Below are 26510 nucleotides of genomic sequence, written 5' to 3' on the forward strand. Positions count from 1 at the left end.
TCAATGAATGGCGCGGGAATGCAGCAAGGCCGCGGGGATAGGGAGAGCCACTCCTCAGCCTGCGGCGACGCTCTCCCATTCCCCGTACAGGGTGGCGATGCGAGCGGTGAGTCCGGCATGTTCTTCGCCCCCCCGCCGGGCCTGCTCGTGGTCATCGAAAAAGGCCGGATCAGCCATGCGCGCCTCCAGGTCGGCCAGGAGCCCTTCTTCGGCGGCAATGGCGGATTCCAGCTCTTCGAGGCGCTTCAGGCGGCGCTTTTCATCCCGCTGGCGGGCCTTTTCCTCCTCCCGCTGGCGCTGCCGCTCCTCCTTGGATTCCGCGGCCGGCGGCCCGGACGATGGGTCAGGCACCGGGGACCGGCCAGTGGCGGCCTGCTGGGCCGGGCCAGCGTCCGCTGACTTTTTCCGCAGATAGTACTCGTAGTCGCCGTGGTAGCTGGTAAGCCGCCCCCCCTCCACCTCCACGACCCGGGTGGCCAGGCCGTCAATGAAGTGCCGGTCGTGGGAGACGAAGACCACGGTGCCGGCAAAGGTCTTGAGGGCGTCCAGCAGCACCTCCTTGCTGAAGAGGTCCAGGTGGTTGGTGGGCTCGTCCATCAGCAGCAGGTTCGAGGGCCGCAGCAGCATCTTGGCCAGGGCCAGCCGGTTCCGCTCGCCGCCCGAGAGGACCTCCACCCGCTTGTGGATGTCGTCGCCGGTGAAGAGGAAGGCGCCGAGGATGTCCCGCAACTGGGGCACCATGTCGAAGGGGGCGTCCGCCAGCAGCTCCTCGTGGGCTGTTTTCGCGCCGTCCAGCACCTGGGCTTGGTCCTGGGCGAAGTAGTCGGCAACCACGTTGTGGCCGGCGACCCGCTCCCCTCCCTGGAACGGCTTGCCGGCCAGCACCCCCATGAGGGTCGATTTGCCGGCGCCGTTGTGCCCCACCAGGGCGATCCGCTCCCCCTTCTCCACCGTCAGGTCGATCCCGTCCAGGACCACGTGGCTGCCGTAGGCTTTGGTCACCCCCTTCAGCTCCAGCACGATCCTGCCGCTCTTGGGGGGGTCGGGGAAGCGGAAACGGATCCTCCTGCGCTCCGGTGGCAGCACGATCCGCTCGATCTTTTCCAACTGCTTGACCCGCGACTGGACCAGGGCCGCCTTGTCGGCCTTGTAGCGGAAGCGGTTGATGAAGTCCTCGATCTTGGCAACTTCCTCGTCCTGGCGCCGCTTCGCCTCGCGCAGGGCCGCCACCCGCTCCTCCCGGGCCGTCAGGTAGCGGCTGTACGAGCAATGATAGTCGGTAAGGGTGCCGTTCCAGACCTCGGTGATCCGGTGGCAGACCTGGTCCATGAAGAAGCGGTCGTGGGAGACGAGGATGACCGAATGGGGATATTCCTGGAGATACCCCTCAAGCCAGTTGCGGGCCTCGATGTCCAGGTGGTTGGTGGGTTCGTCCAGCAGCAGCACGTTGGGCTTTTTCAGCAGGAGCTTGGCCAGGGCGATCCGCATCTGCCAGCCGCCGGAAAACTCGCCGCAGTCGCGCCGGCGGTCGCCGGTGGTGAAGCCGAGCCCGTCCAGGACCCGGCAGGCCTCCGCCTCCATGGCGTATCCGCCCCGCAGCCGGAACTCCTCCTGGAGCCGGCCGTAGCGTTCGAGACACTCGCCGTGATCCGGCGCATCATGGGGGGTATCCTCCAGCCGCGACGTCAGTTCGTGCAGCTCCCGCTCCAGGGACTGAAGGCCCTCCAGCGCGGTCATGGCCTCCGCCAGAAGCCCCCGTCCGCGGGTCACGATCCCGTCCTGGGGAAGGTAGCCCACCGTGGCGCCCCGGGCGAAGATGAGCTCGCCCGATGTCTGTTCCACGAGCCCGGCAATGATGCGCATCAGGGTCGACTTCCCGGCTCCGTTCTCGCCCACGAGGCCGACCCGTTCCCCCTTTTTCAGATGCCAGTCGATCTCCGCGAACAGGGAGGTGCCGGCGAAATCCTTTGACAGTTTTCTCAGATGGAGCATGAAGGTATCCCGAACCGCGTTCCGTTAGCGCTACAGGGCTATACTAGGGGGTGCCCCGCGATTTTGTCAATTGCTCCGGCAGGCGGGCGTACCAGGGGCCAGTTTTTTCTTATTACACAAGGGAAAACTCTGCTATACTTTTGAGGTTTTATCGACCTTCAGCGCCCACAAGGCGTTCTGGATACCCATCGGGTCGCGCGGCCTGCGCCGCGGGCGACCATACATTTCCGCGGCGCGGGGTGCCCCGCAGACCGCACAAAGGACTGAAATCAATGGCAAAAAAAATGCTCATCAACGTGATGCATCCGGAAGAATCACGCGTCGCCATCGTTGAAGACGGCAAGCTGGTCGATCTGGACATCGAAATCGAGGGGAGCGAACAGACCCGAGGCAATGTCTACAAGGGGGTGGTGGTCCGGGTTGAACCGGGACTGCAGGCCGCCTTCGTCGACATCGGACTGAAACGGCTCGGCTTCCTCCAGATGGGGGAAATCCACCCCTCGTTCTGGCAATGGCGCAGCGACATCCCCGAAGAGAACCACAGCCGCCGCCCCCGCATCCAGGAAGTCGTCCGCCGGGGGCAGGAGCTCATCGTCCAGGTGGAAAAGGGCGAACGGGACATGAAGGGAGCGGCCCTGACCACCTACATGTCGTTTCCGGGCCGCTACATGGTGCTCATGCCCGGCAGCGACTCGGCGGGCATCTCCCGCAAGGTGGAGAGCGAGTCCGACCGGAAGAAGCTCAAGGAAAAGGTGGCCGAGCTGGAGATCCCCGAGGGTTACGGCTACATCGTCCGAACCGAGGCCCTGGGCAAGACCAAGACGGAACTGGCCAAGGATCTCCAGTACCTGGTAAAGCTCCACCAGGGCATCGTGGACAAGGCGGCCGCCGCCAAGGGCCCCACCCTCCTCCACCGGGAACTGGACGTGGTCATCCGCACCATCCGCGACTACTTCACCGCCGAGATCGACGAAGTGCTGGTGGACAGCAAGGACGTCTACAAGCAGGCCCGCGAATTCTTCAAGCAGACCATGCCCAAGCACGAAAAGCTGGTGAAGCTCCACACGGAAAAGCGCCCCATCTTCTCCCGCTACCAGATCGAAGAGCAGATCGACCTCATCTACGAGAAAAAAGTCCCCCTCAAATCGGGCGGCTACCTCATCATCGAACCCACCGAGGCCCTGGTGTCCATCGACGTCAACTCAGGCAAGACCACCGGCGAGAAGGGGGTCGAAGACACCGCCTACAAGACCAATCTCGAAGCGGCCGAAGAGGCTGCGCGGCAACTGCGGATGCGCGACCTGGGCGGGCTCATCGTGCTCGACTTCATCGACATGCGGGACAAGAAGCACATCACCACCGTGGAAAAGACCCTGAAGGCGGCCCTCAAGGGTGACAAGGCCCGGGTGACGGTGGGGCGCATTTCCCAGTTCGGCATGCTGGAGATGTCGCGCCAGCGGATCCGCCAGACCCTCGAACAGGGCAGCACCCTGGAATGTCCCCACTGCGGCGGGCGGGGCAAGGTGAAGAGCGTGGAGAACATGGCCCTCTCCTTTCTGCGCAAGGTCCACGCCGCGGCAGCCAAGGGGACCGTGGCCGAGGTGCACGGCGGGCTTCCCCTGGAGGTCGCCTATTACCTGCTGAACCGCAAGAAGAGGGAACTGGCCCAGATCGAGAACGAGTACGACATCGTCGTGACCGTTAAGGGCAAGACCTCGTTCCTGATGAACCAACTGGAGCTGGAGTTGGTCAGGCGCGAAAAACCGGCCCACGTGGAAACCCACGAAGAGCACGTGGAAAAGGTGGCCGAGACACATGCCGAAGCTCTGACCGAAGCCGTCGAAGAAGTCGCGGTCCTGGCCGAACCGCCGGCGGCCGAGGCCGAGGGCAAGAAGAAGAAACGGCGCCGCAGCCGCCGGAAGGGCAAGGCCGAAGCCGAAGAGATGGCTGAATCCGCGACGTCTGCCGAAGCGGAGGAAAACGGTGAGACCGAAGCCGGCGGCGAAGAGGAGCCGGAGGTCGCAGGGGGCGAAGAAACAACGGAAGGCGGTGCCCCGGCGGAAGAAGCCAAGAGGAAGCGGCGGCGCAAGCGGCGGCGCGGCAAGAAGGCGAAAGCGGACGAATCCGTGACCGACGAGGCTTCAGTTCAGGAAGCCGCCGAAGAGACAGAAGAGACAGAAGAGACAGAAGAAGTATCCGCCGAGACGGAAGCGGTCGGAACTCCGGCGACCGCCGAAGAAGCCGGGGAGGCATCGGAAGAGGTTAAGAAGAAACGGCGTCGCCGCAAGCACCGGAGCCCGAAACGCGGCGACGGGGAAACCGAGGCGCCGGCAGCGGAACTTGAGCCGGCAGAGGCCCAGGGTGCCGGGCCTGAACCGGAACCAGCCGCTGTCGAAGCGCCCCTTGAAGGCGCCGAACCCGCTTTGAAAAAAACGCGCGCGCCACGCACCCGCAAAAAAGCGGCCGAAGTCCCTGAGCAGGCCGAGCCGGTCGCATCTCTCCCCGGAGAGAAGCAGGCGCCGGCCGTTGCTGAAGCGACCCCTGCCCCGCCGGCCGAGCCTAAGCCGGCAAAGAAGCGGGCCACGCGTAAAAAGGCCGCCGTTGAGCCGGCGCCGGATCCATCGCAGTCCCCTGCGCCGGAACCGGCCGCTGACGAACCGCCCAAGAAAAAACGGGCCACGCGTAAAAAGAAAGAAACGCCGGCAGAAGAGGAAGCGCCGGAAGCAGTATAGCCATAGAACGCCGCCAGCTCCCCTGGCCGGCATGTCCCATCGGGCAGGGCTTCGCTCCGAAGCCCTGCCATTTCGCATCCTACTGTATAGCTTTTCAAGGCACCCCCCAGCCCCTGCAACTAAATGCCAACTATCAACAGGTTAGCCATAACTATCCGCTAACCGGCCAGTCCTCCCCCCTTATCCGGTGTATAGGCAATCCATACAAAGGGCCCTTCCCGTCCAAAACAGCAGCACATCTTCCACCAAGCCAATCCAACAATTACACTACGTTGCAAACAGTGACCACGCACTGCGCGCTATTGGTATGGGTACTGCAAAAACAGAAAACGACATATCCGGAAGAGGCTCTTGCAAAACGTTATGAGGAAGCCGGGATGCTCGGCGCAAGCGAGCGAGGAAGCAAGGCGTACCCGTCGGTACGGTGAGCTTTCGGGTGAGCGGCAACACCGCAGACCGGCCCCGCAGGAGGTGTGCAAGAGCCTCGGATTACAGCGAGAAAATAACGAGGCTGGATCATGCTGCTCTTGAGTGGAATCCTCTCATTCCCCATCCTTGACGATGCAGGAACGCCGGTCATCGTTGCCCAGTTCGGCATGGATGACTTTCTGCAGGCCTTTTTCGCGTTCATCGGCATAACCGCGGTACTCGTCCAGTTCATGCCGGTGGTACTGCTTCTCGTGAGCATGCTACGAAGCCTCTCCAGCGACACCTGTGTCAGCGTCATCCCCTTCACCGACCTCCACGACGCCTGAACACCCGGGGTCTGCACCCCGGCAGGAGGCACCCATGAAAGCGCGGATCGGCACGCTCTCATTCGTTTTGGGCGGAGTCTCGCCGGCGTTCGCATCTGTTGGCGAGACAGAGGGGTTTCAGGGGGTATTTACCACCGTTTTCATCTGCTACTGCGCCATCGTGGTCGTAGCCCAGACCATCGCGGCCATCCGGAGCCTTATCGGTTCCGGCAGCACCAAAGGGGCCGTACCGCCCGCCGAGAGCCAGAAGACCTGAACACGGCCGCGGCGCCCTCCCCCGAACACCCGCAGCCTCACCTGCCATGGGGGGTCGTCGGCACCCCGCGAAGCCCGGGAGAGCCCTACGGCCCCATTTTTTGCCGGCGCCCCCCCTGACCGTATGACAACATCCCCGCCTGTGCTACAGTTATCAGTATGATCACCATCGAGGCCTACCGGGGACAACCGGTCGTCGAACAAGGGGTGGAAATCGTCGAGCGCAAGGGGCGCGGACATCCCGACACCATCTGCGACTCCGTGGTGGATGCCGTTTCCGTGGCCCTGAGCCGGGCATACCTGCGCGAATTCGGCAGGATTCTCCATCACAATATCGACAAGAGCCTCCTGGCTGCCGGGACCGTGGAAAAGGGGTTCGGCGGCGGCCGGGTGGTTACCCCCATGGAGCTCATCATCGGCGACCGGGCCACCTTCACGGTGGGCGGCACGACCGTGCCGGTGGCGGACATCGCCGTCACCGCGGCCCGGGAGTGGATTCGCGCCAATCTCCGCTTCGTGGACCCGGAGGAGCATATCCGCTACCGGATCATGCTGGCGCCCGGTTCTGCCGAACTCACCGACATCTTTGCCCGTCCGGGCACTGTCATGGCCGCCAACGACACCTCGGCCTCAGTCGGCTACTGGCCCCTCTCGCCGACGGAACAGGCGGTGCTCGGCCTGGAGCGGCACCTCAACGGCCCCGCCTTCAAGCAGCGCCATCCCGAGTCAGGCGAGGACATCAAGGTCATGGGGCTGCGGCAGGGGAACGATCTCGCCGTAACCCTGGCCATGCCCCTCATTGCCCGATTCGTGGAATCCGAGGCCGACTATTTCACCCGGAAAGAAACCCTGGCCCGGGAAATTGCATCGTTCCTCGCGGAGCGGAGCGGATTCCGCCGGACCGAGCTGCACTTCAACACACTCGACATGCCGGGCCGGGGACTCGGGGGAGTCTACCTGAGCCTGCTCGGCACCTCGGCCGAAGATGCCGACTCGGGCCAAGTGGGGCGCGGCAACCGCGTGAACGGCGTCATCGCCCTTGGACGGCCGCTGGGGACCGAGGCGGCGGCCGGCAAGAATCCCGTGAGTCACGTGGGAAAGATCTATACGATCCTCGCCCACCGGCTGGCGCGGGAAATCTGCGAGGAAATCGAAGGGGTCAGGGAGGCCCACGTCCTGCTCCTGAGCCGCATCGGCACCCCCATCGACCGGCCGGCCATGGCGGCGGTCCAGCTTCTCCCCGAGCGGGGACGGCGGGTGGCAGATGTGGCCCGGAGGGCCGAGGACATCGTCGGAAGGGGACTGGCGACCATTGGCGACTTCTGCCTGGAGCTTGCCGAAGGCCGTCACCCGGTCTGCTGACGAAAGGAACTCCTGCGTGCTCAAATGGCTTTTTCTGACCGTGGGCGTCATCGCAACCGGCTTCGGCATCATCGGCATCTTTCTTCCGCTGGTGCCGACAACGCCGTTTCTTCTGCTGGCCGCGGCCTGCTTCGCGCGCAGTTCGGAGCGCTTCCACCGCTGGCTCGTGGAACACGCCCACCTGGGACCCATGGTCCGGGGCTATCTGGAAGGGACCGGCATCCCCCGGCGCGCCAAGACGGTTGCCATTGCCATGGTCTGGCTGACCGTCCCCCCGTCGGCCTTTCTGGTGGTGCCGCTGCCGTGGGTGCGGATGCTTCTCCTCGCCATCGCCATAGGGGTGACGATCTACCTTGCCCGGTTCCCCACTGCGCCGACCGATGCCCCATGACCCCCTGAACCCTCGCCGGCAGACGGCGGAACATTCACAAACGAGCCACCCACGGCCCCCTATCGCGTATTCGGCGACTTTTTCAGGGAACTATCGGCCTTTTCACGCTTTTTGACTAAACTATCCGCTCTCCCCGCCGATATATTGTATACGGCCTGGCGTTATCATTTAGTTACGGGGGAGCGACAATGGTGTCACTATGGAATTTTTATCTCAATTTTTCGGTAAAGGCCCGTCTGGCCACGCTCTGCTTCTGCTACAGCGTCTGCATCGCCGCAACGGCGCTGGCCGCCCAAGCTGATTCGGCCCTCATCAAGTACGGAGCCGTGGTCCTCTTCATCGTCCTGGGGGGCATCTTCGGCTGGATCAACATCTGGTCCATCAACCGGCCGATCCAGAGGGCCATCGGTTACCTGCAGACCATGGCGCGGGGCGACCTGAGCCAGGAAATCACCGTGTTCCGCAAGAACGAGTTCAGCAGGATGCTCCTGACCATGCGGGAACTCCAGGGCTCCATGCGCGAGATCATCGCCGGCATCCAGACCACGGCGGCTGACCTGTCCGCCGCCTCTGACCTGCTCCGCACCACCTCATCGCAGATTGCCGAAGGAACCGACCACGCCTCCCAGGAATCCGAGTCCATCACCACGGCGGTGGATGAAATGGCCTCGGTGAGCCTGGCAATCTCGCACAACTGTCAGAAAATGGCCGAGGAGGCATCGGGCACTGGCCACGCCACCGAAAGCGGCACGGAAACCATCTCCCGGATGACCACCATCATGGAGGCGGTCGAGCAGATGGTGTCCGGCACCATGGCGGCGGTCAACGCGCTGGGCGCCAATTCCGAACGGATCGGCGACATCATCACCGCCATCAGGGACATCGCCGACCAGACCAACCTGCTGGCGCTCAACGCCGCCATCGAGGCGGCCCGAGCCGGCGAGCAGGGACGCGGCTTCGCCGTGGTGGCCGACGAGGTGCGCAACCTCGCCGAACGGACCACCTCGTCCACCAGGGAAATCCAGTCCATCATCGGCGCGCTGCAGGGCGACGTCAAAAACGTCATGGGACTCATGGAGCAGAGCTCCGACAGCGTCCGCAACGGCACCCGGGACATGCATCTCTCCCGCCAGGCCATCGGGGCCATCAAGGAGCACATTGCCCCCCTCATCGACCACGTTTCCCAGGTGGCCATCGCGGCGGAAGAGCAGTCGGCCACCACCGCCAGCATCACGGAGAACATCCACCGCATCGCCCTGGTGATCCGCGACGCAGCCCAGGGAGCCCAGCAGACGGAAACCGCGGCGGCCGACCTTGCGCAGTCGGCGGTGGAGCTCCAGCGGATGGTCAACCGCTTCAAACTGTCGGCCTGACGAGCGTCTTTCCCGGCCCCGGAAGTACCCTCTTCACACAACAAAGGCCGCCCCATTCCGGGCGGCCTTTTCCATTGCATCAATCCCTCTCCCCCTTAGCCGATGGGGTTGCCGCGGGTCTCCGCATCGTAGATGGTGAGCAGCGTTTCGGGCGTCAGGAAGCAGACTTCGGTCCGCTCGCCCCCTTTTCCGCCGTGAACCCATTCCACGGTATCGCCGGATTCGCCGTGCCTGACGGTCAGGCGTTCGCCCGTGATCCGCTTCACCTCGTCCACCATGTCCTTCATGGTGAGCAGTTCGACCCCCCCGATCTCCTCGTCGCTGGAGAGTCTCTCCAGGAACTTGTCGACCAGGTCATAGTCGAGGAAGTCGTTTTCCTTCCGCCACCACCGCACGAAACGGTGCTCGCCGGAGACACTCTCGGTTACAAGCTTTCTGACGTCCGTCCCTTTCATGGCGATCCTCCTTTCCGTCCGCTCCCGGCCCATCGGGAACGGAAGTCCGCGGGCCATGATCTCTGCCGGTGTATCCGCGTCTGGTTACATTATACCTCAAAAGGACGACCGGTGAATATGGTTATCAAAATAATATCGGGACCCGTTCTGTCAGCGGGGCCGCCGGGGGCTTCCGGACCGTTGGCGCGACGGCCCCGAGGCGGGCGCTCCCTGGCCCGGCTGCCGCCGGCCCGGGTCCTTGGGATGGGACGGCCGGCCGGACGCCGCGGGGGATGCCGCTGTGCCCCCTTTCTTGGGTTGGCTTGCGTGGGGGCGAGCCTGGCGCGGCTCCCGGGGGGGACGGGCGAATTCCACATCCTTTTTCGGCGCCGGCACCGAGTAGTCGAAGCCCTGCACGGTACGGCGCTCGATGGTGGCACCGAGGCTCCGCTCGATGGCACGTACCATGGCCCCGTCGTCGGAGGTCACCAGGGTGAAGGCGTCGCCGCTGCGGGCCGCGCGGCCGGTGCGGCCGATCCGGTGGATGTATGCCTCGGCCGTGTCGGGGATGTCATAGTTGATCACGTGGGACACCTGGCTCACGTCGATGCCGCGGGCCGCAATATCGGTGGCCACCAGGATCTGGAAGGTGCCGTCCCGGAAGCCGTCCAGGGCTGCCTGGCGCCGGTTCTGGGAGAGGTTCCCCTGGAGGGATGCCGCCCGGTAGCCGGCCTTTTCCAACTGTTCGCCCAGGCGCTTGGCCCGGTGCTTGGTGCGGGTGAAGATCAGCACCGACTCGGTGTCCGTGTGGCGGAGAAGCTCCATGAGCAGCGGTGTCTTCAGATGCTGCTCCACCGGGTAGAGGGCATGGGTTACGGTGACCGCCGGGGCCACGTTCCCCACCTGCACCGTCACCGGGTCCACCAGGATATCCTGGGCCAGCTTGCGGATGTCGATGGGCATGGTGGCCGAGAAGAGCAGCGTCTGCCGCCGGGGAGGGAGATGCTTGAGCACCCGCCGGATGTCGGGGAGAAAGCCCATGTCGAACATCTGGTCCGCCTCGTCCAGGACGAGCACCTCCAGGCGCGACAGGTCGATGGTCCCCTGGGCGATGTGGTCCAGGAGCCGTCCCGGGCAGGCCACGACCACTTCGGCGCCGGCCTTGAGCTTCTGCACCTGGGGATTCACGCCTACCCCGCCGTAGACCGTCACGCTCCGCAGGCGGGTCTGTCGCCCCAGGGTGACGAAGCTGTCGTTGATCTGCTCCGCAAGCTCGCGGGTGGGGGCAATGACCAGGGCCCGGACGCAGCCGCGCTCTCCCTGCTGCAGCCGGTGCAGGATCGGCAGGGCAAAGGCCGCTGTCTTGCCGGTGCCGGTCTGGGCCAGCCCCATGACGTCGCGCCCCGCCATGACCGCGGGGATGGCCTGGGCCTGGATCGGCGTGGGGGTCTCGTAGCCGGCGGCCGCAACCCCTCCGGCCACGGCCGGATGAAAACCGAACGATGTGAAATCCATGAAATACTCCTTGGTGCTGCCGCCTGAAAACAAAAAAGCCCCGGTTCTTTCCAGGGCCTGATCTGATACGTTGTCCGGAAACAGCTGGTTGAGATTGGGCGACCGTACCAGCTTTCGGCAAACCCTGTCAAGGAGGAAAGCGGGAGCGCCCGTTTCTACCCTCTGAGGCTTTCCAGCTCTTCCCAACGGGCATAGGCTGTTTCCAGCTCACCCTCCAGCTCCGCCAACCGGTTGTTGAGCGCAGCCACTTCGGCGCCGGCGCGCGATAGAACTCCGGATCGGCCAGGGTGGCGTGGAGACGCTCCTGCTCCTCCTCCAACCGGTGAATCCGCTCCGGCAGCGACTCCAGCTCACGCTCATCCTTGAAGCTGAGCTTGCGGGGCTTTTCATTCCGCTCGCGGGTCTTGGCCGGGGCATCGGCGGACGCCTTCGCCGGCTGCGGCTTTGCTGCCGGCGTCTCGGCGGCGGCCTGACGGAGCCAGTCGTCGTAGCCCCCCACGTATTCCCGCACCTGGCCGTCGCCCGACAGGACAAGGGTGCTCGTCACCACGTTGTTGAGGAATTCCCGGTCATGACTCACCAGGAGCAGCGTGCCGGAATACTCCAGCAGCAGATCCTCCAGCAGGTCCAGGGTTTCGGCATCAAGATCGTTGGTGGGCTCGTCCATGACCAGCACGTTGGAGGGCTTGGTGAACAGCTTGGCCAGCAGCAGGCGGTTGCGCTCCCCGCCGGAGAGGATGCGGACCGGCGTGCGCGCCGTTCGGGAGGAAAGAGAAAATCCTGCAGGTAGCCGATCACGTGGCGGCTTCGGCCATTGATGATGACGGTGTCGTTCCCCTCGCCCACGTTTTCCTGCACGGTCCGGTCCAGGTCCAATTGCTCGCGCATCTGGTCGAAGTAGAGGACCTCCCGGCGGGTGCCCAGGCGGATCGTCCCCTGTTGCGGTTCGAGCTCCCCCAGCAGAAGCCGCAGCAGGGTGGTCTTGCCCGAGCCGTTGGGACCGATGATCCCCACCCGGTCCCCGCGCATGACAGTGGTGGTGAGATTGGCGATGACGGCCCGGCCTCCGTAGCTGAAGGAGGCGTTCTCCGCCTCCACCACCAGGGCGCCGGACCGCTCGGCCTCCTGGAGCCGGATCGTGGCCGCTCCCTGCCGCTCGCGCCGCTGCCGGCGCTCCTCCCGCAGCTTCTTCAGCGCCCGGACCCGCCCCTCGTTGCGGGTTCGGCGGGCCTTGATCCCCTGCCTGATCCACGCTTCCTCCTGGGCCAGCTTCTTGTCGAACAGGGCCTGGCGGGTGATCTCCGCCTCCAGGAGCGCCTCGCGCCGCTCCACGAATTCGTCGTAGCCGCAGGCAAAGGCGTAGATCCGCCCCCGGTCCAGTTCGGCCACCCGGTTGGCGAGCCGGCGGGCTAAGGCCCGGTCGTGGGTGACGAAGAGCAGGGTCGTGACGTTTTTGGCCAGGAATTCCTCCAGCCAGAGGATAGTATCGATGTCCAGGTGGTTGGTGGGCTCGTCCAGGAGCAGGATGTCCGGCGCCGCCACCAGTGCCCTGGCCAGGAGCGCCCGGCGCTTGGTGCCGCCGGAAAGGCTCGAGAAGGGGGCATCCGCATCCAGGGAAAGGCGATTGAGAACCCGTTCCACCTCCTGATGGAGATGCCAGCCGCCGGTCTCCTCCAGCCGTTTCTGGAGGGTGGCCAGTTGTGCCAGGAGCCCTTCTCCCCCCTCCACGGCCAGCAGATGGCTCACCCGGTGGTACTCGGCCAGGAGCGCCGTGGCCTCGCCCATGCCCTGGGCCACCACGTCGAACACGGTCCCCTCCAGGTCGCGGGGGACCTCCTGGGAGACCAGGGCCACCCGCACCCCCTGCTGCCGCATGATCTCGCCCCCCTCCGGGGGAATCTCGCCGGCGATGAGCTTCAACAGGGTCGACTTGCCGGTGCCGTTGCGCCCCATGAGACAGAGGCGCTCCCCTTCCCCGATCTGGAGGTTGATGCCGTCGAAGAGCGGCGGGCCGCCAAAGGCGAGGGTTATGTTGCGCAAGGTGATGAGAGCCACGACGTCTCCTTCCGTTCCGGTTTGCAGGAGTGACAGTATTCACTGTTTTGCCTCCCGCCGTCAATCCTCCTCTGGCACCGGAGCCATTTGCATTGACGACAATCCCCGGTACCATTGACAATCATCACGAACGAGCGGACCCGATCCCTCGCCCGGAGGACCATGAACCCGTCAACGCGCATCGTCGTCGGCATCATCTCCCTGTTCCTGTCGCTGTTCCTGGCCTGGCGCATCGGCATCTGGCTGGAACCGGCTCCGGCCGGGCCATCCCTGCCGGCGGGCGGGCCGAAATCGCCCCCCTTCGCCACCGGCACGGTACAGGAGGACCTTCACTTCGAGATCCGCAACGTCCGCATCTCCGGGGATGGGGCCGCCCTGGAGGGGATCGGCATCGTCCGGTTCGATACCGACCGGGAGCGGATCAAGCCGGCGGTGCTGGCAATGCTCACGGCCGTGAAGGAAAAGGCCCCGGCAGCGAAGGTGATAACCCTGGAACTCAAGCCCGCCGTGGAGTGCACCCAGTGCACCCTGGCCAGGGCAACGTACCGGGAGGGCCGAACCGTCATCCGCTACGGAATCCCCTCCCTGGAACAGATCGAGCGCCACAACGCACTCATCGGCACCACTGACGGCACCGGCCGCCGGATCGACCGCCCCCGGCTCTACCGCCCCGACAAGGAGACCTTCGGGGCCGGGTTGGTCGTCACCATGGCCCTGGAGGCGGCACGGCAGAAGAATCCGGCGGCGAACGAGGAGCAGTTGCTCGACCAGGCGGCGGCGGCCGCGGGCATCTCGCCGGTGGTGGCGGCGCGTCACCGCGACTTCATGAAAGCCTATTTCACGGGCGACGGCTACGGGGAGGAAACCCTGGAAGAGTAAGCCTGCCCCCGGCGGACCGGCGGCCTTTGCTCCCTTCCGGTCTGCCGGGGAGTCGGAAGGAATCGCCGCGTATAAAGAATTTTACATACAAACGTATCCCGTTTGTGGTAGGGTGGTAGCACTTTTGAAGTTGGCCGCCAAGGTGCTTTAAAAGCTCCTTGGCCGATCTTATTTTCGGGAGGGCAGCGGCAACAAGCCACGGACGAACCATCGCCTGCCGACCGGGGAAGGAGAGATCACGTGCAGGTAAGCGTTCAAGGAAACGACGTGGACAAGGCCCTCCGGCTGCTGAAGCGCAAGCTTCAGACCGAAGGGTTCTTCAAAGAAATCAAGAAGCGCAAGCATTACGAAAAGCCTTCAGTCAAGAAGAAGCGCAAGCAGATGGAGGCCGAGCGCAAGAGAAGAAAGGCCCAGCGGTTCAGAAAGCCTGACAGGGACTGACGCGGGACAGGATGGGGAGCAGGCCGCACGGCGGCTTCAAGCCGGGGCAGACCCCGGACATATCACGCGAACGCAGGAGAAAGAACACAATGGCAAAAGGCAGGGTAAAGTGGTTTAACGACAGCAAGGGGTTTGGCTTCCTCGAGCAGGAGAACGGTGAAGACGTGTTCGTGCATTTCTCCGCGATCACGGGTTCCGGGTTCAAGTCGCTGGCAGAAGGCGAAGAAGTGACCTTCGACGTGGTCAATGGCCCCAAGGGGCTCCAGGCCGCCAACGTCTGCAAGCTCTAACGGAAACGTATCAGCCGCCTTCCGGGCGGCCGGCTACGCCACCATCGAAAGGCCCGTTCACGCGGCCTTCGAAAGGCCCGTTCACGCGGGCCTTTCGATTTTTGCCCCAAATACCCGGCAGATGCCCGGCCCCGATCGATCCCGTCAGCCGGTTGTCCGGCACCGCGCGGTCCAGCCCTCCCCCTGCAGATGCAACCCTGTGCAATCCCTCCTAAAGTTTATGCCCCCCCGACCGATGAGATACCAGTGAACGACGTGCAACGCATCCGCAACTGACGCTACGCAGATTCGGCGTGCGATGGCGCGGGATCGCCCGACCCGTTCGGAGGCCGAGCAACGGCTGGCTGCGTTGAGGATTGTGCGGGCGAGGACCGGCCAGAGACGACGCGAAGACGGGATGCGAGCCCGCGAGTCATGTGCGGATACGTTCTTACTGCCCACCCTCCGGAGGCTTCCATGGGGATGGTCCCCATTGACAATCTCGACGTCGGCATGACCCTGGCCGCGGACGTCATCGACCGGACGGGCCGGCTCCTGCTGGGGGCCGGCGCGGAGCTGACCGCCAAGCATCTACACATCTTCCGCACCTGGGGAGTGGCGGAGGCCGACATCGACGGCCTGGACGACGATCCCGCCAGCCACATCCCCCAGGAGATCAGCCCGGCCGAACTGGCCGCCGCCGAAGAGGCCCTGCGGCCCCTCTTCCTACACACGGACCTGGAGCATCCGGCCATGCGGGAGATCATGCGCCTCGGCGCGGTGAGAAAGGCCATGCATGGCGCATCCTGACCGCCACCGGATCACGCTGGAGCGGCTCGTGGAGGAGACGGTAACGGTCTACTCCCTCCCCTTCTTCTACGAGCGACTCAACGAGGCCATCAACCATCCCCGCAGCGCCATCGCCGACATCGGCCGGATCATCACCGAGGACCAGGGGCTCACGGCGCGCATCCTCAAGCTCGCCAACAGCCCCCTGTTCGGCTACCACTCCCGGGTCGACTCCATCACCAGGGCGCTGACCATCATCGGCACCCAACAGTTGCGCGACCTGGCCCTGGCCGCCTCGGTCATGGGCATTTTCAAGGGGATTCCGGAAGACCTGATGGGGATGACCTCCTTCTGGAAGCACAGCATCGCCTGCGGCACCATTGCCCGCAACCTGGCCACCAGCCGCCGCGAGGTGAACGTGGAGCGGTTCTTCGTGGCCGGCATGCTGCACGATCTGGGACAGTTGGTCATGTGCACCGCCATTCCCGGCACGGTGCGGGAGATGCTGGAGGAGAGCCGTGACAACGAGTCGCTCCATTTCGCCACGGAGCGCCGCCGGCTCGGCTTCGACCACGCCACCGTGGGAGGAGCCATCCTGAAAAAGTGGAAGATCCCGCCGAACATCGCCGAGCCCGTGGCCTGCCACCACATCCCGGCCAAGGCGGAGCAGTTTCCCCTTGAGACGGCAATCATCCACCTGGCAGACATCATCTGCCAGGCCATGGAATTCGGCTTCAGCGGCGAGTGGTACGTCCCCCCCCTGGCCGCCGAGGCATGGGACCGGGTCGGCATTCCGGTCAGCATGCTCGGCGCGATCATCAGGCAATCGGAGCAGCAGTTGGAAGAAACCTTCGCCATCCTGACGGAGAACGGATGACCGGCACGGCCCACGCCATATCCCCGACCGACCCGCGGGAGGAGCGGATCCGCTACCTGGAGGAGTCCAATCTCCGCTACGTGGCGATCCTGGACATGCTCGCCTCCAGCGGCGACTTCCAGGCCGACCTGAGCCGCGCCAAGGATTCGCGCGCCATCTTCCGGGCCACCATGGCCCAGGTGAAACGGCTCATCCCCCTGCGGGGCATGGGATGCCTGGAGGTGGGGAGCGACGGGGATTTCGAGCTGGCCGCCAGCGATCCCCCCTCCTGCCGTGCGGCCCTCCAGACGGAGATCGATGCCAAGATCATGGACGGCACCTTTGCCTGGGCACTGAACCGGAACCAGGCCATTACCGTGCCGTCGGCCGATGGGGAATACACGCTCCTGCTCCACGTCATCGCCACCCGTTCCGAGGTGCAGGGGATGTTCGCGGCCCTGCTCCCGGCGGAGATCGCCACGATGGACGTGCCATCGCTCAACGCCCTTTCCATCGTGCTCTACACCTGCGCCTACGCCCTGGAGAGCGCCACGCTCCACGCCATGCTGCGGGACCACATGCAGCACCTGGAGGAGCGCGTCCGGGAGCGGACCAGCGAGCTCCAGGCCGCCCGGGAGCTGGCCGAATCGGCCAACCTGGCCAAGAGCGAGTTCCTGGCCACCATGAGCCACGAGCTCCGCACGCCGCTCAATGCCGTCATCGGCTTCACCGACGTCCTCCTGTCCCGCACCTACGGCCAGGTGACCGACATCCAGGCTGAATTCCTCGGCTACGTCCTCCAGTCCAGCCGCCACCTCCTGTCGCTCATCAACGACATCCTCGACCTCTCCAAGATCGAAGCCGAGCGGATGGAGCTGGAACCGGCGGACGTGGACATCCGGCAGCTCGCCTCCGGCAGCCTCGTCATGGTGCGGGAGCGTGCCCAGCAGCACCGCATCCGGCTGACGGAAGAGGTGGCGCCCGACGTGCCCCCGACCATCACGGCGGACGAGCGGAAGCTGAAGCAGATCGTGTTCAACCTGCTGGCGAACGCGGTTAAATTCACCCCCGACGGTGGCAGCGTCACCCTGTCAATCGGCCTTCCGCCGGACGAAGAGCGCGAAGGGGGCATCATGATCGCCGTGCAGGACACCGGCATCGGCCTGGCGGCCGGGGACCTGGAGCGGATATTCGCCCCCTTTGTCCAGGCTGACGGTTCCGCGACCCGCCGCTACGAAGGGACCGGGCTTGGGCTTCCCCTCACCCGGAAGCTGGTGGAACTCCATGGCGGCACCATCCGGGCGGAAAGCCCGGGCCCGGGGCTGGGGAGCACCTTCAGGGTCATTCTTCCCCCTTCCCTGCCGCCCGCGCCCAGTGAGGCCCCATGACCCGTCAGCGCACCATCCTCATCGTGGACGACAACTTCATGAACCGCCGGCTCGTGGCGGCCATGCTCAACGGCACTCCCTACCGGCTGGTGGAAAGGGACAGCGGCCGCGACGGGCTCGACTACGCCCTGAGCCACCGGGAGGAACTGGACCTGGTCCTGCTCGACATCGGCATGCCCGACATCTCCGGCACCGAGGTCTGCCGCTCCATCCGGGACCATGAGGCCAGGGATCGCCGTCTGCCGGTCATCGCCTACACGGCCCACGCCATGGGCGAGGAGCGCCGCTCATTCCTCAACGCGGGGTTCGACGACATTCTCATCAAACCGATCACCCGCACTGAATTCCTTGCCGTTCTGGAGAAGCATCTGAACTGACACTCCGTCCCGCCTGGGCCGGACACCACGGGAGCAGCCATGAAAATCCTCATTGTTGAAGACGACCCTGCAAGCCGCCGCCTGATGCTGGCCTACCTGGAGCCGCTGGGCCGGTGCACCGAGGCCGCCGACGGCCACGAAGCCCTTTCCGCCTTCACCTGGGCCCACGAGTTGGGCGAACCCTTCGACCTCATTTGCCTCGACATCATGATGCCCTCCATGACCGGGCACGAAGTGCTCAAGACCATCCGCCACTTCGAGGAAGAGCGGGAGATCATCTCCCCCGTCAAGGTCATCATGACCACGGCCCTCAAGGATCGGGACAACGTCATGGCAGCCTTCTGCAACCAGTGCGAGGCCTACCTCGTGAAACCCCTCGAACGGGAGAAACTGCTGGAGCAGATCCAGACCCTGGGGCTGACCACGGCGGGCTGACCATTGCGGGATTTCCCGTTCGCCGTGCCTCGGCTCCTGTGGTAAGCTTGCCTGAAAACGGCCGGATACCGGCCAAGGGGACTCCATGCGGCGGGAAATGTGCGATGAAGTGCGGATACTGCAGGAGCGGTTCGATGGGGCGATCCGGCGCTGGATCGACGGCTACGCAAGAGGGGGCGGACGGATTCATTGCGCCAGGGGCTGCAGTGCCTGCTGTTCCCTGACCGTCAATTGCACCTTCACCGAGGCGGTCCGGACCGCGGACGCCATCACCGATCACCAGGCCGCGGCCGTTGCTGAGCACGTGGCGCGGCTGCGGCAGCTCCTCCCCCGGGCCCGGGACCTCACCGACTGGCTGCGCCTCCATCGGCGGGAGGCGGGCTACTGCCCCTTCCTGGATAACAATGGGGCCTGCGGCGTCTATGCCGTCCGCCCCTTCTCCTGCCGGGCACTCCTGGCCACCCGGGAGAGCCGGTGGTGCGGGGCGGATTTCTCGGAACTCTCCAGCGAGGAAAAACGAGGCTTCGTGGAAGGCCTCGACCGCTCGGTGGTTGCCTTTCCCATGCACTACGTGGCAGCCACCCGGGACCAGGGCGAAGAGCTCGAACAGCGGTCCGCCCTGGCGCTCATGACCCGTTTTTCCTTCTCCCTCTACGGCAGTTTCCCGGTCCTCGTCCACCTTGAGCGGGAACACCGGCTGAGCGACCTCCTCCCCAGGGGGGCGGACGCGGTCCGGCACCTGCTGGAGCGGGAGGGGCTGTCCCACCCCTTCCTCGCCGCCATCCACGACTGACCCGGCACCCCCCTGCGGGAGGTATTCCATGAAACGCGTTCTGCTCCCCCTGCTCATCTGCCCCGCCTGCCTTCCCAAGGAACATCCGCTGGACCTCTCCTGCGGCGGGGAACGGGACGGGGACATCCGGGACGGCACCCTTTCCTGCCGCAGGTGCCGGCGCCGCTACCCCATCCGCGAGGGGGTGGCGGTACTGCTGCCGGAGCCGGAGGAAGGGCCGTCGGGGGGACAGTGGAAATACGAAGAGGCGGCAACGGTGAACTCCTACCTCTGGAGCCACTTTGCCGATCTGACGGGAGATCCGGACGCGGGAACGGCCTACGGCGACTGGGCGGGGTGCCTTGCCACCGGCGGTGAACGGGCATTCGATGCCGGGTGCGCCGTGGGGCGGCTGACCTTCGAGATGGCACAGCGGAGCGAGGTTGCCGTGGGGTGCGACCTGTCCGTCGCCTTCGTGCGCACGGCGCGGCGGCTGGCCGCCGAGGGGAGGATCGGCTTCTCGCTCCCCCTGGAGGGGAACCTGCGGGAGGAATTCCGGGTCGAGCTGCCCGGCCACTGGCGGACCGACCGGACCGAATTCGTGGTGGCCGATGCCCTCAGGATCCCCTTTGCGCGGGGCTGCTTCGACCAGGCCGCGTCCCTCAACCTGGTGGACCGGGTCCGCCATCCCCTGGCGCACCTCTACGAGATCAACCGCGTGGCGTCGGCCGCCGGCGCCTCCCTCCTCTTCTCCGACCCCTTTTCCTGGTCCACTGCCAACACCCCCGAGGAGGCATGGCTCGGCGGCACCGCCGCAGGGCCCTACGCGGGCCGGGGAATCGACAACGTCCGCGCTCTCCTGGAGGGAAGGGATGGCATCATCGCCCCCCCCTGGCGCATCGACCGGGAAGGAAGCGTCGACTGGAAGCTCCGCTCCCACCACAACCACTTCGAACTGGTCAGGAGCCGGTTTCTCGCGGCGCTCCGCTGAAAACCGGCGTGCCGGGCCGGCACCCTACCGTCCGAGCCCCATGAGCAGCACGTTGAAAGACCCCATCACGAAGCCCAGCAGGGCACCGAAGAGATTGATGTAGAGAAAGTGCTTCTGCATGATGGCGAGGAGCAGTCCCTCCACCGCCAGGATGTCCAGGGTGTTGATCTTCTCCTCCACCATGCGCGCCACGTCCAGGGCGTCGATCAGGGGCGGGGCCTCCCGCTCCAGCAGGTCCGCCACCTGGCGGTAGACCAACTGGTCCAGGTCGCGCCTGACCTCGGCCGAGATCCGGGCCGACAGTCGGCCAGGGGGCGATTGAAGAGCCACTCCTCCACCCGGCCGGCCACGATCCGCTCCAGGGTTGTGCGAATACCGGGATCGCGCAGCCTGTCCGTCAGCCACCGCGCCAGGGCCTCTCGCAGCCGGGAGGGGTCACCCTCGGGGGCGAACCGTTCCAGGATGGGACGGGAGGGATCGGTCGCCACCCGCACCAGTTCGCGCTCGGCCAGGGCCAGCAGGAAACCGGCGGTTTCCGGCCGCCGCACCAGAAACAGCGCGCCCCGGCGGATCGACCGGCGCAGGAGCGCCACGCGGCGATAGGGGAGCTGCTCCACCGCGACGGCCAAAGGGCGGTCCAGGATCCGGCCGAGCCCCTGATCCACCATGGCCGCCACCCGCTGGCGGGTCGATTCCTCTCCCAGCCAGTGCACCACCTCGTCGGTCACGCTCCCCACCAGGCCGGGGAAGTACGAGTTGAGCTTCTCCACGCTGATGAATCCCGCCATGAAGCCCAGGGTCCCCTTCAGGTTGGCCAGGTACTGCTGAACCCCGTCCCGCAGCTTGGCCTCGAAGGTATCCCGGATCTCCGGGGAGCGGACGAACTCCGCCACCCGGCCCAGGATGGCCGGCACCGCCTCCCGGGCCTGGGCCGCCGCCAGCTCCACCAGCTCCGGCGGCAGGAGCTCACGCAACGGCCGCTCCGATGCCAGCAGCTCGTCGAGCTTGTCATCCACCAGCCCGGCCACGGCCCGGCTCACCCCCCGCGACTGGAGCAGTGCCGCCAGCGCGCGTCCGGCCCCGGCCCGCACCGCATCGCCCGTCTCCCCCGCGAGGATCCGCTCCAGTTCGCGGGGAAGCACCCGCTCCTCCAGGTCGCGAAGAAACAGGGTCAGCTCCTGGCGAAAATCCTCGCCCTGCAGGTACCCGGCAACGGTCTCGCCGGCCCGGCGGGCCGCCAGGTCGGCCCCATCACGGAGCCAGTTCTCGAACCCTTCCGGCAGGAGGGAGCCCACCGTGCCCAAGTCCCTGTCCAGCAGGGTGTCCAGCTTGCCGCTCACCGCCTCCTGAAGCTCGCGGCGGAAGGAATCCTTGCCCAAAGCCCGGGCCACGTCGGTCCCCGTCACCAGGTGGGTGCCCACCATCCGGCCGATGGTGGCGGCGAACTCGTGGCGGCCCGCCGGAATGACCCCCGGAGTGAGGGGGACGCGAATGCCGAAGACGCGCCATGCTTCAGGGGCCGGAAGAGCATCCGGATGGCGATGTCGTTGGTTACGTAACCGATGACGGCGCCCACCACCGGCGGCGTCACGTAGGGGAGCATGCTTTGGAGCGACATGGGATTACCTGCTTGCAAGGGGATGGGAAACGGCGAGCGCTTCGGGATTCGGTTCACCTGCAAAACGGCAGTCAAAGGCAATAATCACTGACAACTGCATTTTTCAGATTCAACCGGTTCAATAGCACATTGGAGCGACCCGCGCAACACGGGGAACGGGGGAAGAACCAACTCAACCGGCGCCATGGCTGCGGATCGCCTCCAGGAACGGGGCGCCGTAGCGGCCGAGCTTCCGCTCGCCCACCCCATTCACCCGAAGGAGCTCGTCCGGCGTGGCCGGCCGCAGGGACGCCATCTCGGCCAGGGTGGCATCGCTGAAGATGATATACGGGGGAACCTGCTGGTCGTCCGCCAGCCGCTTGCGGAGCGCCCGCAGCTCCTGGAAGAGCCCCTCGTCCCGCTCCGCCGGCGTGGCGGCTCCCGGCCGGCGGGGGGCCTTTTCCTTCTTCGGAGCGGCCATCCGCAGCCGCGGCTTCGCCAGGACCAGGTTCTCCTCGCCCCGCAGCAGCGGCCGGGCCGCAGGGGTCAACTTCAGCACCGAGTAGTTGGCCAGGTCCTGCTCCAGGTATCCCCGGTGGATGAGCTGACGGATGATGCTCCCCCAGGCCTCGGCCGCCAGGCTGGCGCCGATGCCGTAGGTCGAGAGCCGGTCGTGGCCCAGGGCCAGGATGCGCTCACTCCGCGAACCGCGCAGGACGTCGATCACGTGCCCCACGCCGAAGCGCTGTCCCACCCGGTAGACGCAGGAAAGGGCCTTGCGGGCCTCTTCGGTGGCGTCGAAGGTCTCGGGCGGATCGAGACAGAGGTCGCAGTTGCCGCAAGGTTCCTCCAGCCGCTCGCCGAAGTAGCCGAGCAGGGCCCGGCGCCGGCAGACGAGCGCCTCGGCGAACCCCACCATGGCGTTCAACTTGTGCAGCTCGATCCTGACCTGCTCGGGGTTCCCCCCCGACTCGATGAGGGAGCGGGAGACCGGGATGTCGCCGTAGCCGAAGAGGAGCAGCGCCTCGGCCGGGAGCCCGTCGCGGCCGGCCCGGCCGGTTTCCTGGTAGTAACTCTCGATATTCTTGGGCAGGTCGTAGTGGACCACGAACCGGACGTTGGGCTTGTCGATCCCCATGCCGAAGGCCACCGTGGCCACCACCACCCGGATGTCGTCCCGCAGGAACGCATCCTGGACCCGGCTCCGCTCCGCGTCGGCGAGCCCTGCGTGGTAGGCTGCCGCCTCCACCCCGGCTACCCGGAGCTTCTCCGCCACTTCTTCCACCCGCTTGCGGGAAAGGCAGTAGACGATACCCGCCTCCCGGGGGCGCGTCGCCAGGAACTCCTCCAACTGCCGGAACGGCTTCTGCTTCTCCAGGACGCTGTACCTGATGTTGGGCCGGTCAAAGCCGGTCACGTAGATCTCGGCGCCCCGAAGCCCCAGCCGCGCCACGATGTCGCCCCGGGTCTGGACATCGGCAGTGGCGGTCAGGGCGATCATCGGCACGGTCGGGAACAGCCCCCGCAACCGTCCCAGCTCCACGTATTCGGGGCGGAAATCGTGCCCCCACTGGGAGACGCAGTGGGCCTCGTCAATGGCGAAGAGCGCCAGGGGCACCTCCCGCAGCCGTTCCAGGAAGGCATCGGTCATGAGCCGTTCCGGGGCCACGTAGAGGAGGTCCAGCTCGCCGCCATGGAGCCGGCCGAGCACTTGGCGCGACTCGCGCTCGCCCAGGGTCGAGTTGTAGCAGGCCGCTGCCACGCCGTTTTCGCGCAGGGCGTCAACCTGATCCTTCATGAGGGAGATGAGGGGTGAGACCACGATCCCCACGCCGGGCCGCACCATGGAGGGGATCTGGTAACAGAGGGACTTGCCCCCGCCGGTGGGCATCAGGACGAAGGTATCGCCCCCGCGCGCCACCCGGTCCACGATCTCCTCCTGGAAGGGGCGAAAGGACCGATAGCCGAAAACGCTCCGGAGGACGGCGAGGGTTTCATGCCCCATGGTCAGAGTTCCCGCACGACCCGGAAGCCCAGGTAGACGTAGCGGCCGTCCTGGGCGCCCCGCCCCCGGGCCGAGGAGCGGATATAGCGGGGCTTGCTGCCGAAGGAGCCCCCCCGCTGGACCCGGCGGGAATCCTCGCCGCCGATCCAGGGGGTGCCGTCCGCGGGTGCGCCGTCGTAGCTCTCGTGCCACGTGTCGACGCACCACTCCCACACGTTGCCGGCGGTGTCGAACATGCCGTAGGGATTGGGCGCGAAGGAACCCACCGGCGCCGTGCTCTTCTTGTCCCACCGGCTGCCGCACCCCTTGCAGTTGGCCTTGTTCTTCCCGGCCGTGCCGCCCCACCAGTAGGGGGTGTCCGTGCCCCCACGGGCCGCATACTCCCACTCGGCCTCGCTCGGCAGGCGGTAGCGGTGCCCGGTCTGGTCGGACAGCCACTTGGCGTATGCCACCGCATCGTCCCAGGACACATTCATGGCCGGCTTGCTGCCCCGCCCCCAGTTGCGGGACAGGGGGCCGAACCAGCGGCGGCCGTCCTTTGGCTTTTCGCGGCCCGTGGCTTCGCAGAACCGATCATACTCGGCAAAGGTCACCTCATACACCCCGATGGCAAAGGCGCGGGAAATGGTCACCTCATGGACCGGCTTCTCGTCCGGGTCACCACCGCCGAAGATTGCCCCCATGCGGAAGCGACCCGGTGGAATCACCACCATGGCCGGACCGGGCGAGCCGTCGGTCAGCCGGTCGCGAAAGCTTGTCCCTGCGACCGAACTCCCGACTGCCGCTGGTGAATGAGCCCCGGAAGCAGCGCCGGTAGATTCCGTTATGTAACTAAAACCGAGTACCACCACTGCCGTAAAATATGCGACACGGACCATCCTCATGCATCACCCTCCGAAGACCCTGAAGCCACGAACTGCACATTGTACGCACAGTCCCCGCAAAAGACAACCCAGGCCGGCAGGCCGCCTTGTGCTGCCTGCCGGCTTTTCGCTGCCGCGGCAGTTAGCCTGGATTAATTTGTATCGTGCAATCGGCATGCCTGTCAACCCGCTTCCAATGCCGGTGCTCAGTCGGAGTTCCAGCTATTTCAAAGTGTTTGAGTATCAGAATTTTTGTATTGTTTTTTAAGCACTTGCGTGTTACATACAGAGCACCACAAACGACTGGAGGAGATACCGTGACCGGCCCCCGCGAAGCATTCCGCTCCTTTCAGGTCGCACGCAAGGATATCGCCTACCTTCACTTTGTCCTGGAGTCCTACGAAGGCCTCGCAGTACTCAGTTCTGCCGACCGGTCGAGCGGAACCGTCACGGTACGATACCCCAGCGATTTAGCGGAAACCGTCAATGAACTTTTAACAGCACTCGGCACTGAAATTGCTTTGAAAAAGGTGCAGGGTGACGGGAAACAAGAGACATGCTCGACCAGATGAACCTCTCCGCCATCCTCCGTCAAGCCCTTGCGGGCGGTGGTGAATTCGCGGAGATTTACTTCGAAGAAGGCTCCACCACCGCAGTCCTCTGCGAGGACGGAAACATCGAGAAAGTCCTCGCCGGAACGGACCGCGGGGTGGGGATCCGGGTCATTTCCGATCTCCGGACCGCCTACGCGTACACCAACGAGGTGACCGGCACGGCCCTCATGGAACTGGCCACAACGGTGAGCAGGGCAGTCCGGGGCAAGGTCTTTGAGCAGGCCATCGCACTGAAACCGAGGGAAGTGGGGGCAGGATTCCCCATAGAAATTACGCCGGATGGCGTAACCCTCCATGAAAAAATTGCACTGGTGGAGAGAGGCAACAAGGCTGCCCGCGACATCAGTGAAACAATTCGGCAAGTTACGATTGCCTATCGTGACAGCCACGTGAAATGCCAGATCGTCAATTCACTGGGCGACTTCATCGAGACCAACCGAACGGGGACTCTGTACCTGGCCCAGGTGGTTGCCGCCGGCGAGAACGTGATCCAGACCGGCTATGAAGCAACGGGGAAATTCATGGGTCACGAGATCTTCCGGGAGCGCCCCCCCGAGGAGATCGCCCGTGCCGCCGCCCGCCGGGCGGTCATGATGCTCGGCGCCCGCAAGGCGCCGGGGGGGCTGATGCCGGTGGTGCTCTCGTCCGAGGCCGGCGGCACCATGGTGCACGAGGCCATCGGCCACGGCCTAGAGGCAGACCTGGCCGGCAACGGCCTGTCGGTCTACACGGGCAAGGTGGGGCAACAGGTGGCATCGCCCCTGGTAACGGTGATCGACGACGCCACCATCCCCAACGCGCGGGGCTCGTTCTCCTTCGACGACGAGGGGACCCCGGCCCGGCGCACGGTGCTGGTGGAAAACGGCATCCTGAAGGGGTATCTCTACGACCGGCTGTCCGCCATGAAGGACGGCTGCACCTCCACGGGCAACGGCAGGCGCGAGGGATACCACACCAAGCCCATTGTCCGGATGACCAACACCCTCATCGCCCCGGGCGAGTCGGACCCGGAGGAGATCGTGCGGGGGGTCGGCCGGGGACTTTTCGTCCGCAAGATGGGCGGCGGACAGGTGAATACGGTAAACGGCGACTTCGTGTTCGAAGTCACCGAAGGATATCTTATTGAAAATGGAGCCATCGGGGAACCGGTCAGGGGAGCCACCCTCACCGGGAATGGCCCGGACATTCTCAAGAAGATCGTCAAGGTCGGCAACGATCTCGGCTTCGGCATCGGGACCTGCGGCAAGGACGGTCAGGGAGTGCCGGTCTCCGATGCCCAACCCACGCTTCTCATCGACGAAATAACGGTGGGTGGCGCGGCATGATGCACTTGGCAGCGATGGACGGCGCCAGACGATGTTTCAGGAGGA

General features: G+C 65.4%; 23 protein-coding genes and 2 pseudogenes. 18 read left to right on the forward strand and 7 right to left on the reverse strand.

Annotated elements, in window-relative coordinates:
• Positions 1 to 54: 54 nt before the first annotated feature.
• Positions 55 to 1992 (reverse strand): ABC transporter ATP-binding protein, encoded by a 1938-nt coding sequence (locus A2G06_12060; GenBank protein ID ANA40883.1) that lies wholly within the window; start codon positions 1990 to 1992, stop codon positions 55 to 57.
• Between the two features lie 272 nt (positions 1993 to 2264).
• Between A2G06_12060 and A2G06_12065 the strand changes: the two genes are divergently transcribed.
• The 6 genes from A2G06_12065 (at position 2265) to A2G06_12090 (ending at position 8860) form a co-directional block, all read left to right on the forward strand.
• Positions 2265 to 4724: a ribonuclease E gene (locus A2G06_12065; protein ID ANA40884.1), complete on the forward strand. Its 2460-nt coding sequence runs from the start codon at positions 2265 to 2267 to the stop codon at positions 4722 to 4724.
• A 518-nt stretch (positions 4725 to 5242) separates the two neighbouring features.
• On the forward strand, positions 5243 to 5479 hold the full coding sequence (locus A2G06_12070) for a hypothetical protein (protein ID ANA40885.1): 237 nt from the start codon (positions 5243 to 5245) through the stop codon (positions 5477 to 5479).
• A 34-nt stretch (positions 5480 to 5513) separates the two neighbouring features.
• Entirely contained in the window at positions 5514 to 5735 is a 222-nt protein-coding gene (locus tag A2G06_12075; protein ID ANA40886.1) for a hypothetical protein, read from the forward strand.
• 158 nt (positions 5736 to 5893) lie between these two features.
• Complete coding sequence (locus A2G06_12080; GenBank protein ANA40887.1) at positions 5894 to 7096, forward strand: S-adenosylmethionine synthetase; 1203 nt, start codon at positions 5894 to 5896, stop codon at positions 7094 to 7096.
• Positions 7068 to 7487 carry a hypothetical protein gene (locus A2G06_12085; GenBank protein ANA40888.1) on the forward strand — a complete coding sequence of 140 codons (420 nt, stop codon included), beginning with the start codon at positions 7068 to 7070 and terminating at the stop codon, positions 7485 to 7487. Before A2G06_12080 ends, A2G06_12085 begins: the two co-directional genes overlap by 29 nt.
• A 188-nt stretch (positions 7488 to 7675) precedes the next feature.
• Positions 7676 to 8860 (forward strand): chemotaxis protein, encoded by a 1185-nt coding sequence (locus A2G06_12090; protein ANA40889.1) that lies wholly within the window; start codon positions 7676 to 7678, stop codon positions 8858 to 8860.
• A 95-nt stretch (positions 8861 to 8955) separates the two neighbouring features.
• On the opposite strand, the gene A2G06_12095 is transcribed toward A2G06_12090, so the two are convergent.
• The 3 genes and pseudogenes from A2G06_12095 to A2G06_12105 form a co-directional block, all read right to left on the reverse strand.
• Positions 8956 to 9315, reverse strand: a complete 360-nt coding sequence (locus tag A2G06_12095; GenBank protein ID ANA40890.1) for a hypothetical protein — start codon at positions 9313 to 9315, stop codon at positions 8956 to 8958.
• A 150-nt stretch (positions 9316 to 9465) separates the two neighbouring features.
• Entirely contained in the window at positions 9466 to 10809 is a 1344-nt protein-coding gene (locus A2G06_12100; GenBank protein ID ANA40891.1) for an RNA helicase, read from the reverse strand.
• 155 nt (positions 10810 to 10964) lie between these two features.
• Positions 10965 to 12864, reverse strand: a pseudogene (locus A2G06_12105) (ABC transporter ATP-binding protein).
• Between the two features lie 162 nt (positions 12865 to 13026).
• Between A2G06_12105 and A2G06_12110 the strand changes: the two are divergent.
• From A2G06_12110 to A2G06_12155, 10 genes are all read left to right on the forward strand, one after another.
• Complete coding sequence (locus A2G06_12110) at positions 13027 to 13743, forward strand: hypothetical protein (GenBank protein ID ANA40892.1); 717 nt, start codon at positions 13027 to 13029, stop codon at positions 13741 to 13743.
• Positions 13744 to 13983: 240 nt separating this feature from the next.
• Positions 13984 to 14184 (forward strand): 30S ribosomal protein S21, encoded by a 201-nt coding sequence (locus A2G06_12115; protein ID ANA40893.1) that lies wholly within the window; start codon positions 13984 to 13986, stop codon positions 14182 to 14184.
• An 89-nt stretch (positions 14185 to 14273) separates the two neighbouring features.
• The gene (locus A2G06_12120; protein ID ANA40894.1) at positions 14274 to 14474 is read left to right on the forward strand and encodes a cold-shock protein; all 201 of its coding nucleotides are present in this window, start codon (positions 14274 to 14276) and stop codon (positions 14472 to 14474) included.
• A gap of 456 nt (positions 14475 to 14930) precedes the next feature.
• A complete protein-coding gene (locus tag A2G06_12125) occupies positions 14931 to 15263 on the forward strand; it encodes a hypothetical protein (GenBank protein ID ANA40895.1) in 333 nt (110 codons plus the stop codon).
• Positions 15250 to 16119 (forward strand): HD family phosphohydrolase, encoded by an 870-nt coding sequence (locus A2G06_12130; protein ANA40896.1) that lies wholly within the window; start codon positions 15250 to 15252, stop codon positions 16117 to 16119. Before A2G06_12125 ends, A2G06_12130 begins: the two co-directional genes overlap by 14 nt.
• Positions 16116 to 17486: a two-component sensor histidine kinase gene (locus A2G06_12135; protein ANA40897.1), complete on the forward strand. Its 1371-nt coding sequence runs from the start codon at positions 16116 to 16118 to the stop codon at positions 17484 to 17486. Before A2G06_12130 ends, A2G06_12135 begins: the two co-directional genes overlap by 4 nt.
• Positions 17483 to 17863 (forward strand): histidine kinase, encoded by a 381-nt coding sequence (locus A2G06_12140; protein ANA40898.1) that lies wholly within the window; start codon positions 17483 to 17485, stop codon positions 17861 to 17863. The genes A2G06_12135 and A2G06_12140 overlap by 4 nt, the downstream gene beginning before the upstream one ends.
• Positions 17864 to 17902: 39 nt before the next feature.
• Positions 17903 to 18298: a histidine kinase gene (locus A2G06_12145; protein ANA40899.1), complete on the forward strand. Its 396-nt coding sequence runs from the start codon at positions 17903 to 17905 to the stop codon at positions 18296 to 18298.
• An 85-nt stretch (positions 18299 to 18383) separates the two neighbouring features.
• On the forward strand, positions 18384 to 19091 hold the full coding sequence (locus A2G06_12150; GenBank protein ID ANA40900.1) for a hypothetical protein: 708 nt from the start codon (positions 18384 to 18386) through the stop codon (positions 19089 to 19091).
• A 28-nt stretch (positions 19092 to 19119) separates the two neighbouring features.
• Complete coding sequence (locus tag A2G06_12155; GenBank protein ANA40901.1) at positions 19120 to 20061, forward strand: SAM-dependent methyltransferase; 942 nt, start codon at positions 19120 to 19122, stop codon at positions 20059 to 20061.
• Between the two features lie 24 nt (positions 20062 to 20085).
• Here A2G06_12155 and A2G06_12160 read toward each other — a convergent pair.
• The 3 genes and pseudogenes from A2G06_12160 to A2G06_12170 form a co-directional block, all read right to left on the reverse strand.
• Positions 20086 to 21679 (reverse strand): annotated as a pseudogene (locus A2G06_12160) (hypothetical protein).
• 172 nt (positions 21680 to 21851) lie between these two features.
• Positions 21852 to 23663 (reverse strand): ATP-dependent DNA helicase RecQ, encoded by a 1812-nt coding sequence (locus A2G06_12165; GenBank protein ANA40902.1) that lies wholly within the window; start codon positions 23661 to 23663, stop codon positions 21852 to 21854.
• A gap of 2 nt (positions 23664 to 23665) precedes the next feature.
• On the reverse strand, positions 23666 to 24511 hold the full coding sequence (locus tag A2G06_12170) for a 3-oxoalanine-generating protein (protein ANA41677.1): 846 nt from the start codon (positions 24509 to 24511) through the stop codon (positions 23666 to 23668).
• A 332-nt stretch (positions 24512 to 24843) separates the two neighbouring features.
• Between A2G06_12170 and A2G06_12175 the strand changes: the two genes are divergently transcribed.
• Positions 24844 to 25098 carry a hypothetical protein gene (locus tag A2G06_12175; GenBank protein ID ANA40903.1) on the forward strand — a complete coding sequence of 85 codons (255 nt, stop codon included), beginning with the start codon at positions 24844 to 24846 and terminating at the stop codon, positions 25096 to 25098.
• Positions 25083 to 26465, forward strand: a complete 1383-nt coding sequence (locus A2G06_12180) for a peptidase C69 (GenBank protein ANA40904.1) — start codon at positions 25083 to 25085, stop codon at positions 26463 to 26465. The genes A2G06_12175 and A2G06_12180 overlap by 16 nt, the downstream gene beginning before the upstream one ends.
• The last annotated feature ends 45 nt before the right edge of the window (positions 26466 to 26510 follow it).

The organism is Geobacter anodireducens, assembly GCA_001628815.1.
GTDB classification, from domain to species: domain Bacteria; phylum Desulfobacterota; class Desulfuromonadia; order Geobacterales; family Geobacteraceae; genus Geobacter; species Geobacter anodireducens.

Excerpts from the sequence above, each read along its gene's own strand:
- A2G06_12080 (ANA40887.1), top strand. The coding sequence starts at position 5,894 with ATGATCACCATCGAGGCCTACCGGGGACAACCGGTCGTCGAACAAGGG.
- A2G06_12110 (ANA40892.1), top strand. The coding sequence starts at position 13,027 with ATGAACCCGTCAACGCGCATCGTCGTCGGCATCATCTCCCTGTTCCTG.
- A2G06_12145 (ANA40899.1), top strand. The coding sequence starts at position 17,903 with ATGAAAATCCTCATTGTTGAAGACGACCCTGCAAGCCGCCGCCTGATG.
- A2G06_12150 (ANA40900.1), top strand. The coding sequence starts at position 18,384 with ATGCGGCGGGAAATGTGCGATGAAGTGCGGATACTGCAGGAGCGGTTC.
- A2G06_12120 (ANA40894.1), top strand. The coding sequence starts at position 14,274 with ATGGCAAAAGGCAGGGTAAAGTGGTTTAACGACAGCAAGGGGTTTGGC.
- A2G06_12070 (ANA40885.1), top strand. The coding sequence starts at position 5,243 with ATGCTGCTCTTGAGTGGAATCCTCTCATTCCCCATCCTTGACGATGCA.
- A2G06_12180 (ANA40904.1), top strand. The coding sequence starts at position 25,083 with ATGCTCGACCAGATGAACCTCTCCGCCATCCTCCGTCAAGCCCTTGCG.
- A2G06_12135 (ANA40897.1), top strand. The coding sequence starts at position 16,116 with ATGACCGGCACGGCCCACGCCATATCCCCGACCGACCCGCGGGAGGAG.
- A2G06_12125 (ANA40895.1), top strand. The coding sequence starts at position 14,931 with ATGGGGATGGTCCCCATTGACAATCTCGACGTCGGCATGACCCTGGCC.
- A2G06_12065 (ANA40884.1), top strand. The coding sequence starts at position 2,265 with ATGGCAAAAAAAATGCTCATCAACGTGATGCATCCGGAAGAATCACGC.
- A2G06_12090 (ANA40889.1), top strand. The coding sequence starts at position 7,676 with ATGGTGTCACTATGGAATTTTTATCTCAATTTTTCGGTAAAGGCCCGT.
- A2G06_12130 (ANA40896.1), top strand. The coding sequence starts at position 15,250 with ATGGCGCATCCTGACCGCCACCGGATCACGCTGGAGCGGCTCGTGGAG.
- A2G06_12100 (ANA40891.1), bottom strand. The coding sequence starts at position 10,809 with ATGGATTTCACATCGTTCGGTTTTCATCCGGCCGTGGCCGGAGGGGTT.
- A2G06_12155 (ANA40901.1), top strand. The coding sequence starts at position 19,120 with ATGAAACGCGTTCTGCTCCCCCTGCTCATCTGCCCCGCCTGCCTTCCC.
- A2G06_12060 (ANA40883.1), bottom strand. The coding sequence starts at position 1,992 with ATGCTCCATCTGAGAAAACTGTCAAAGGATTTCGCCGGCACCTCCCTG.
- A2G06_12165 (ANA40902.1), bottom strand. The coding sequence starts at position 23,663 with ATGGGGCATGAAACCCTCGCCGTCCTCCGGAGCGTTTTCGGCTATCGG.
- A2G06_12140 (ANA40898.1), top strand. The coding sequence starts at position 17,483 with ATGACCCGTCAGCGCACCATCCTCATCGTGGACGACAACTTCATGAAC.
- A2G06_12095 (ANA40890.1), bottom strand. The coding sequence starts at position 9,315 with ATGAAAGGGACGGACGTCAGAAAGCTTGTAACCGAGAGTGTCTCCGGC.
- A2G06_12075 (ANA40886.1), top strand. The coding sequence starts at position 5,514 with ATGAAAGCGCGGATCGGCACGCTCTCATTCGTTTTGGGCGGAGTCTCG.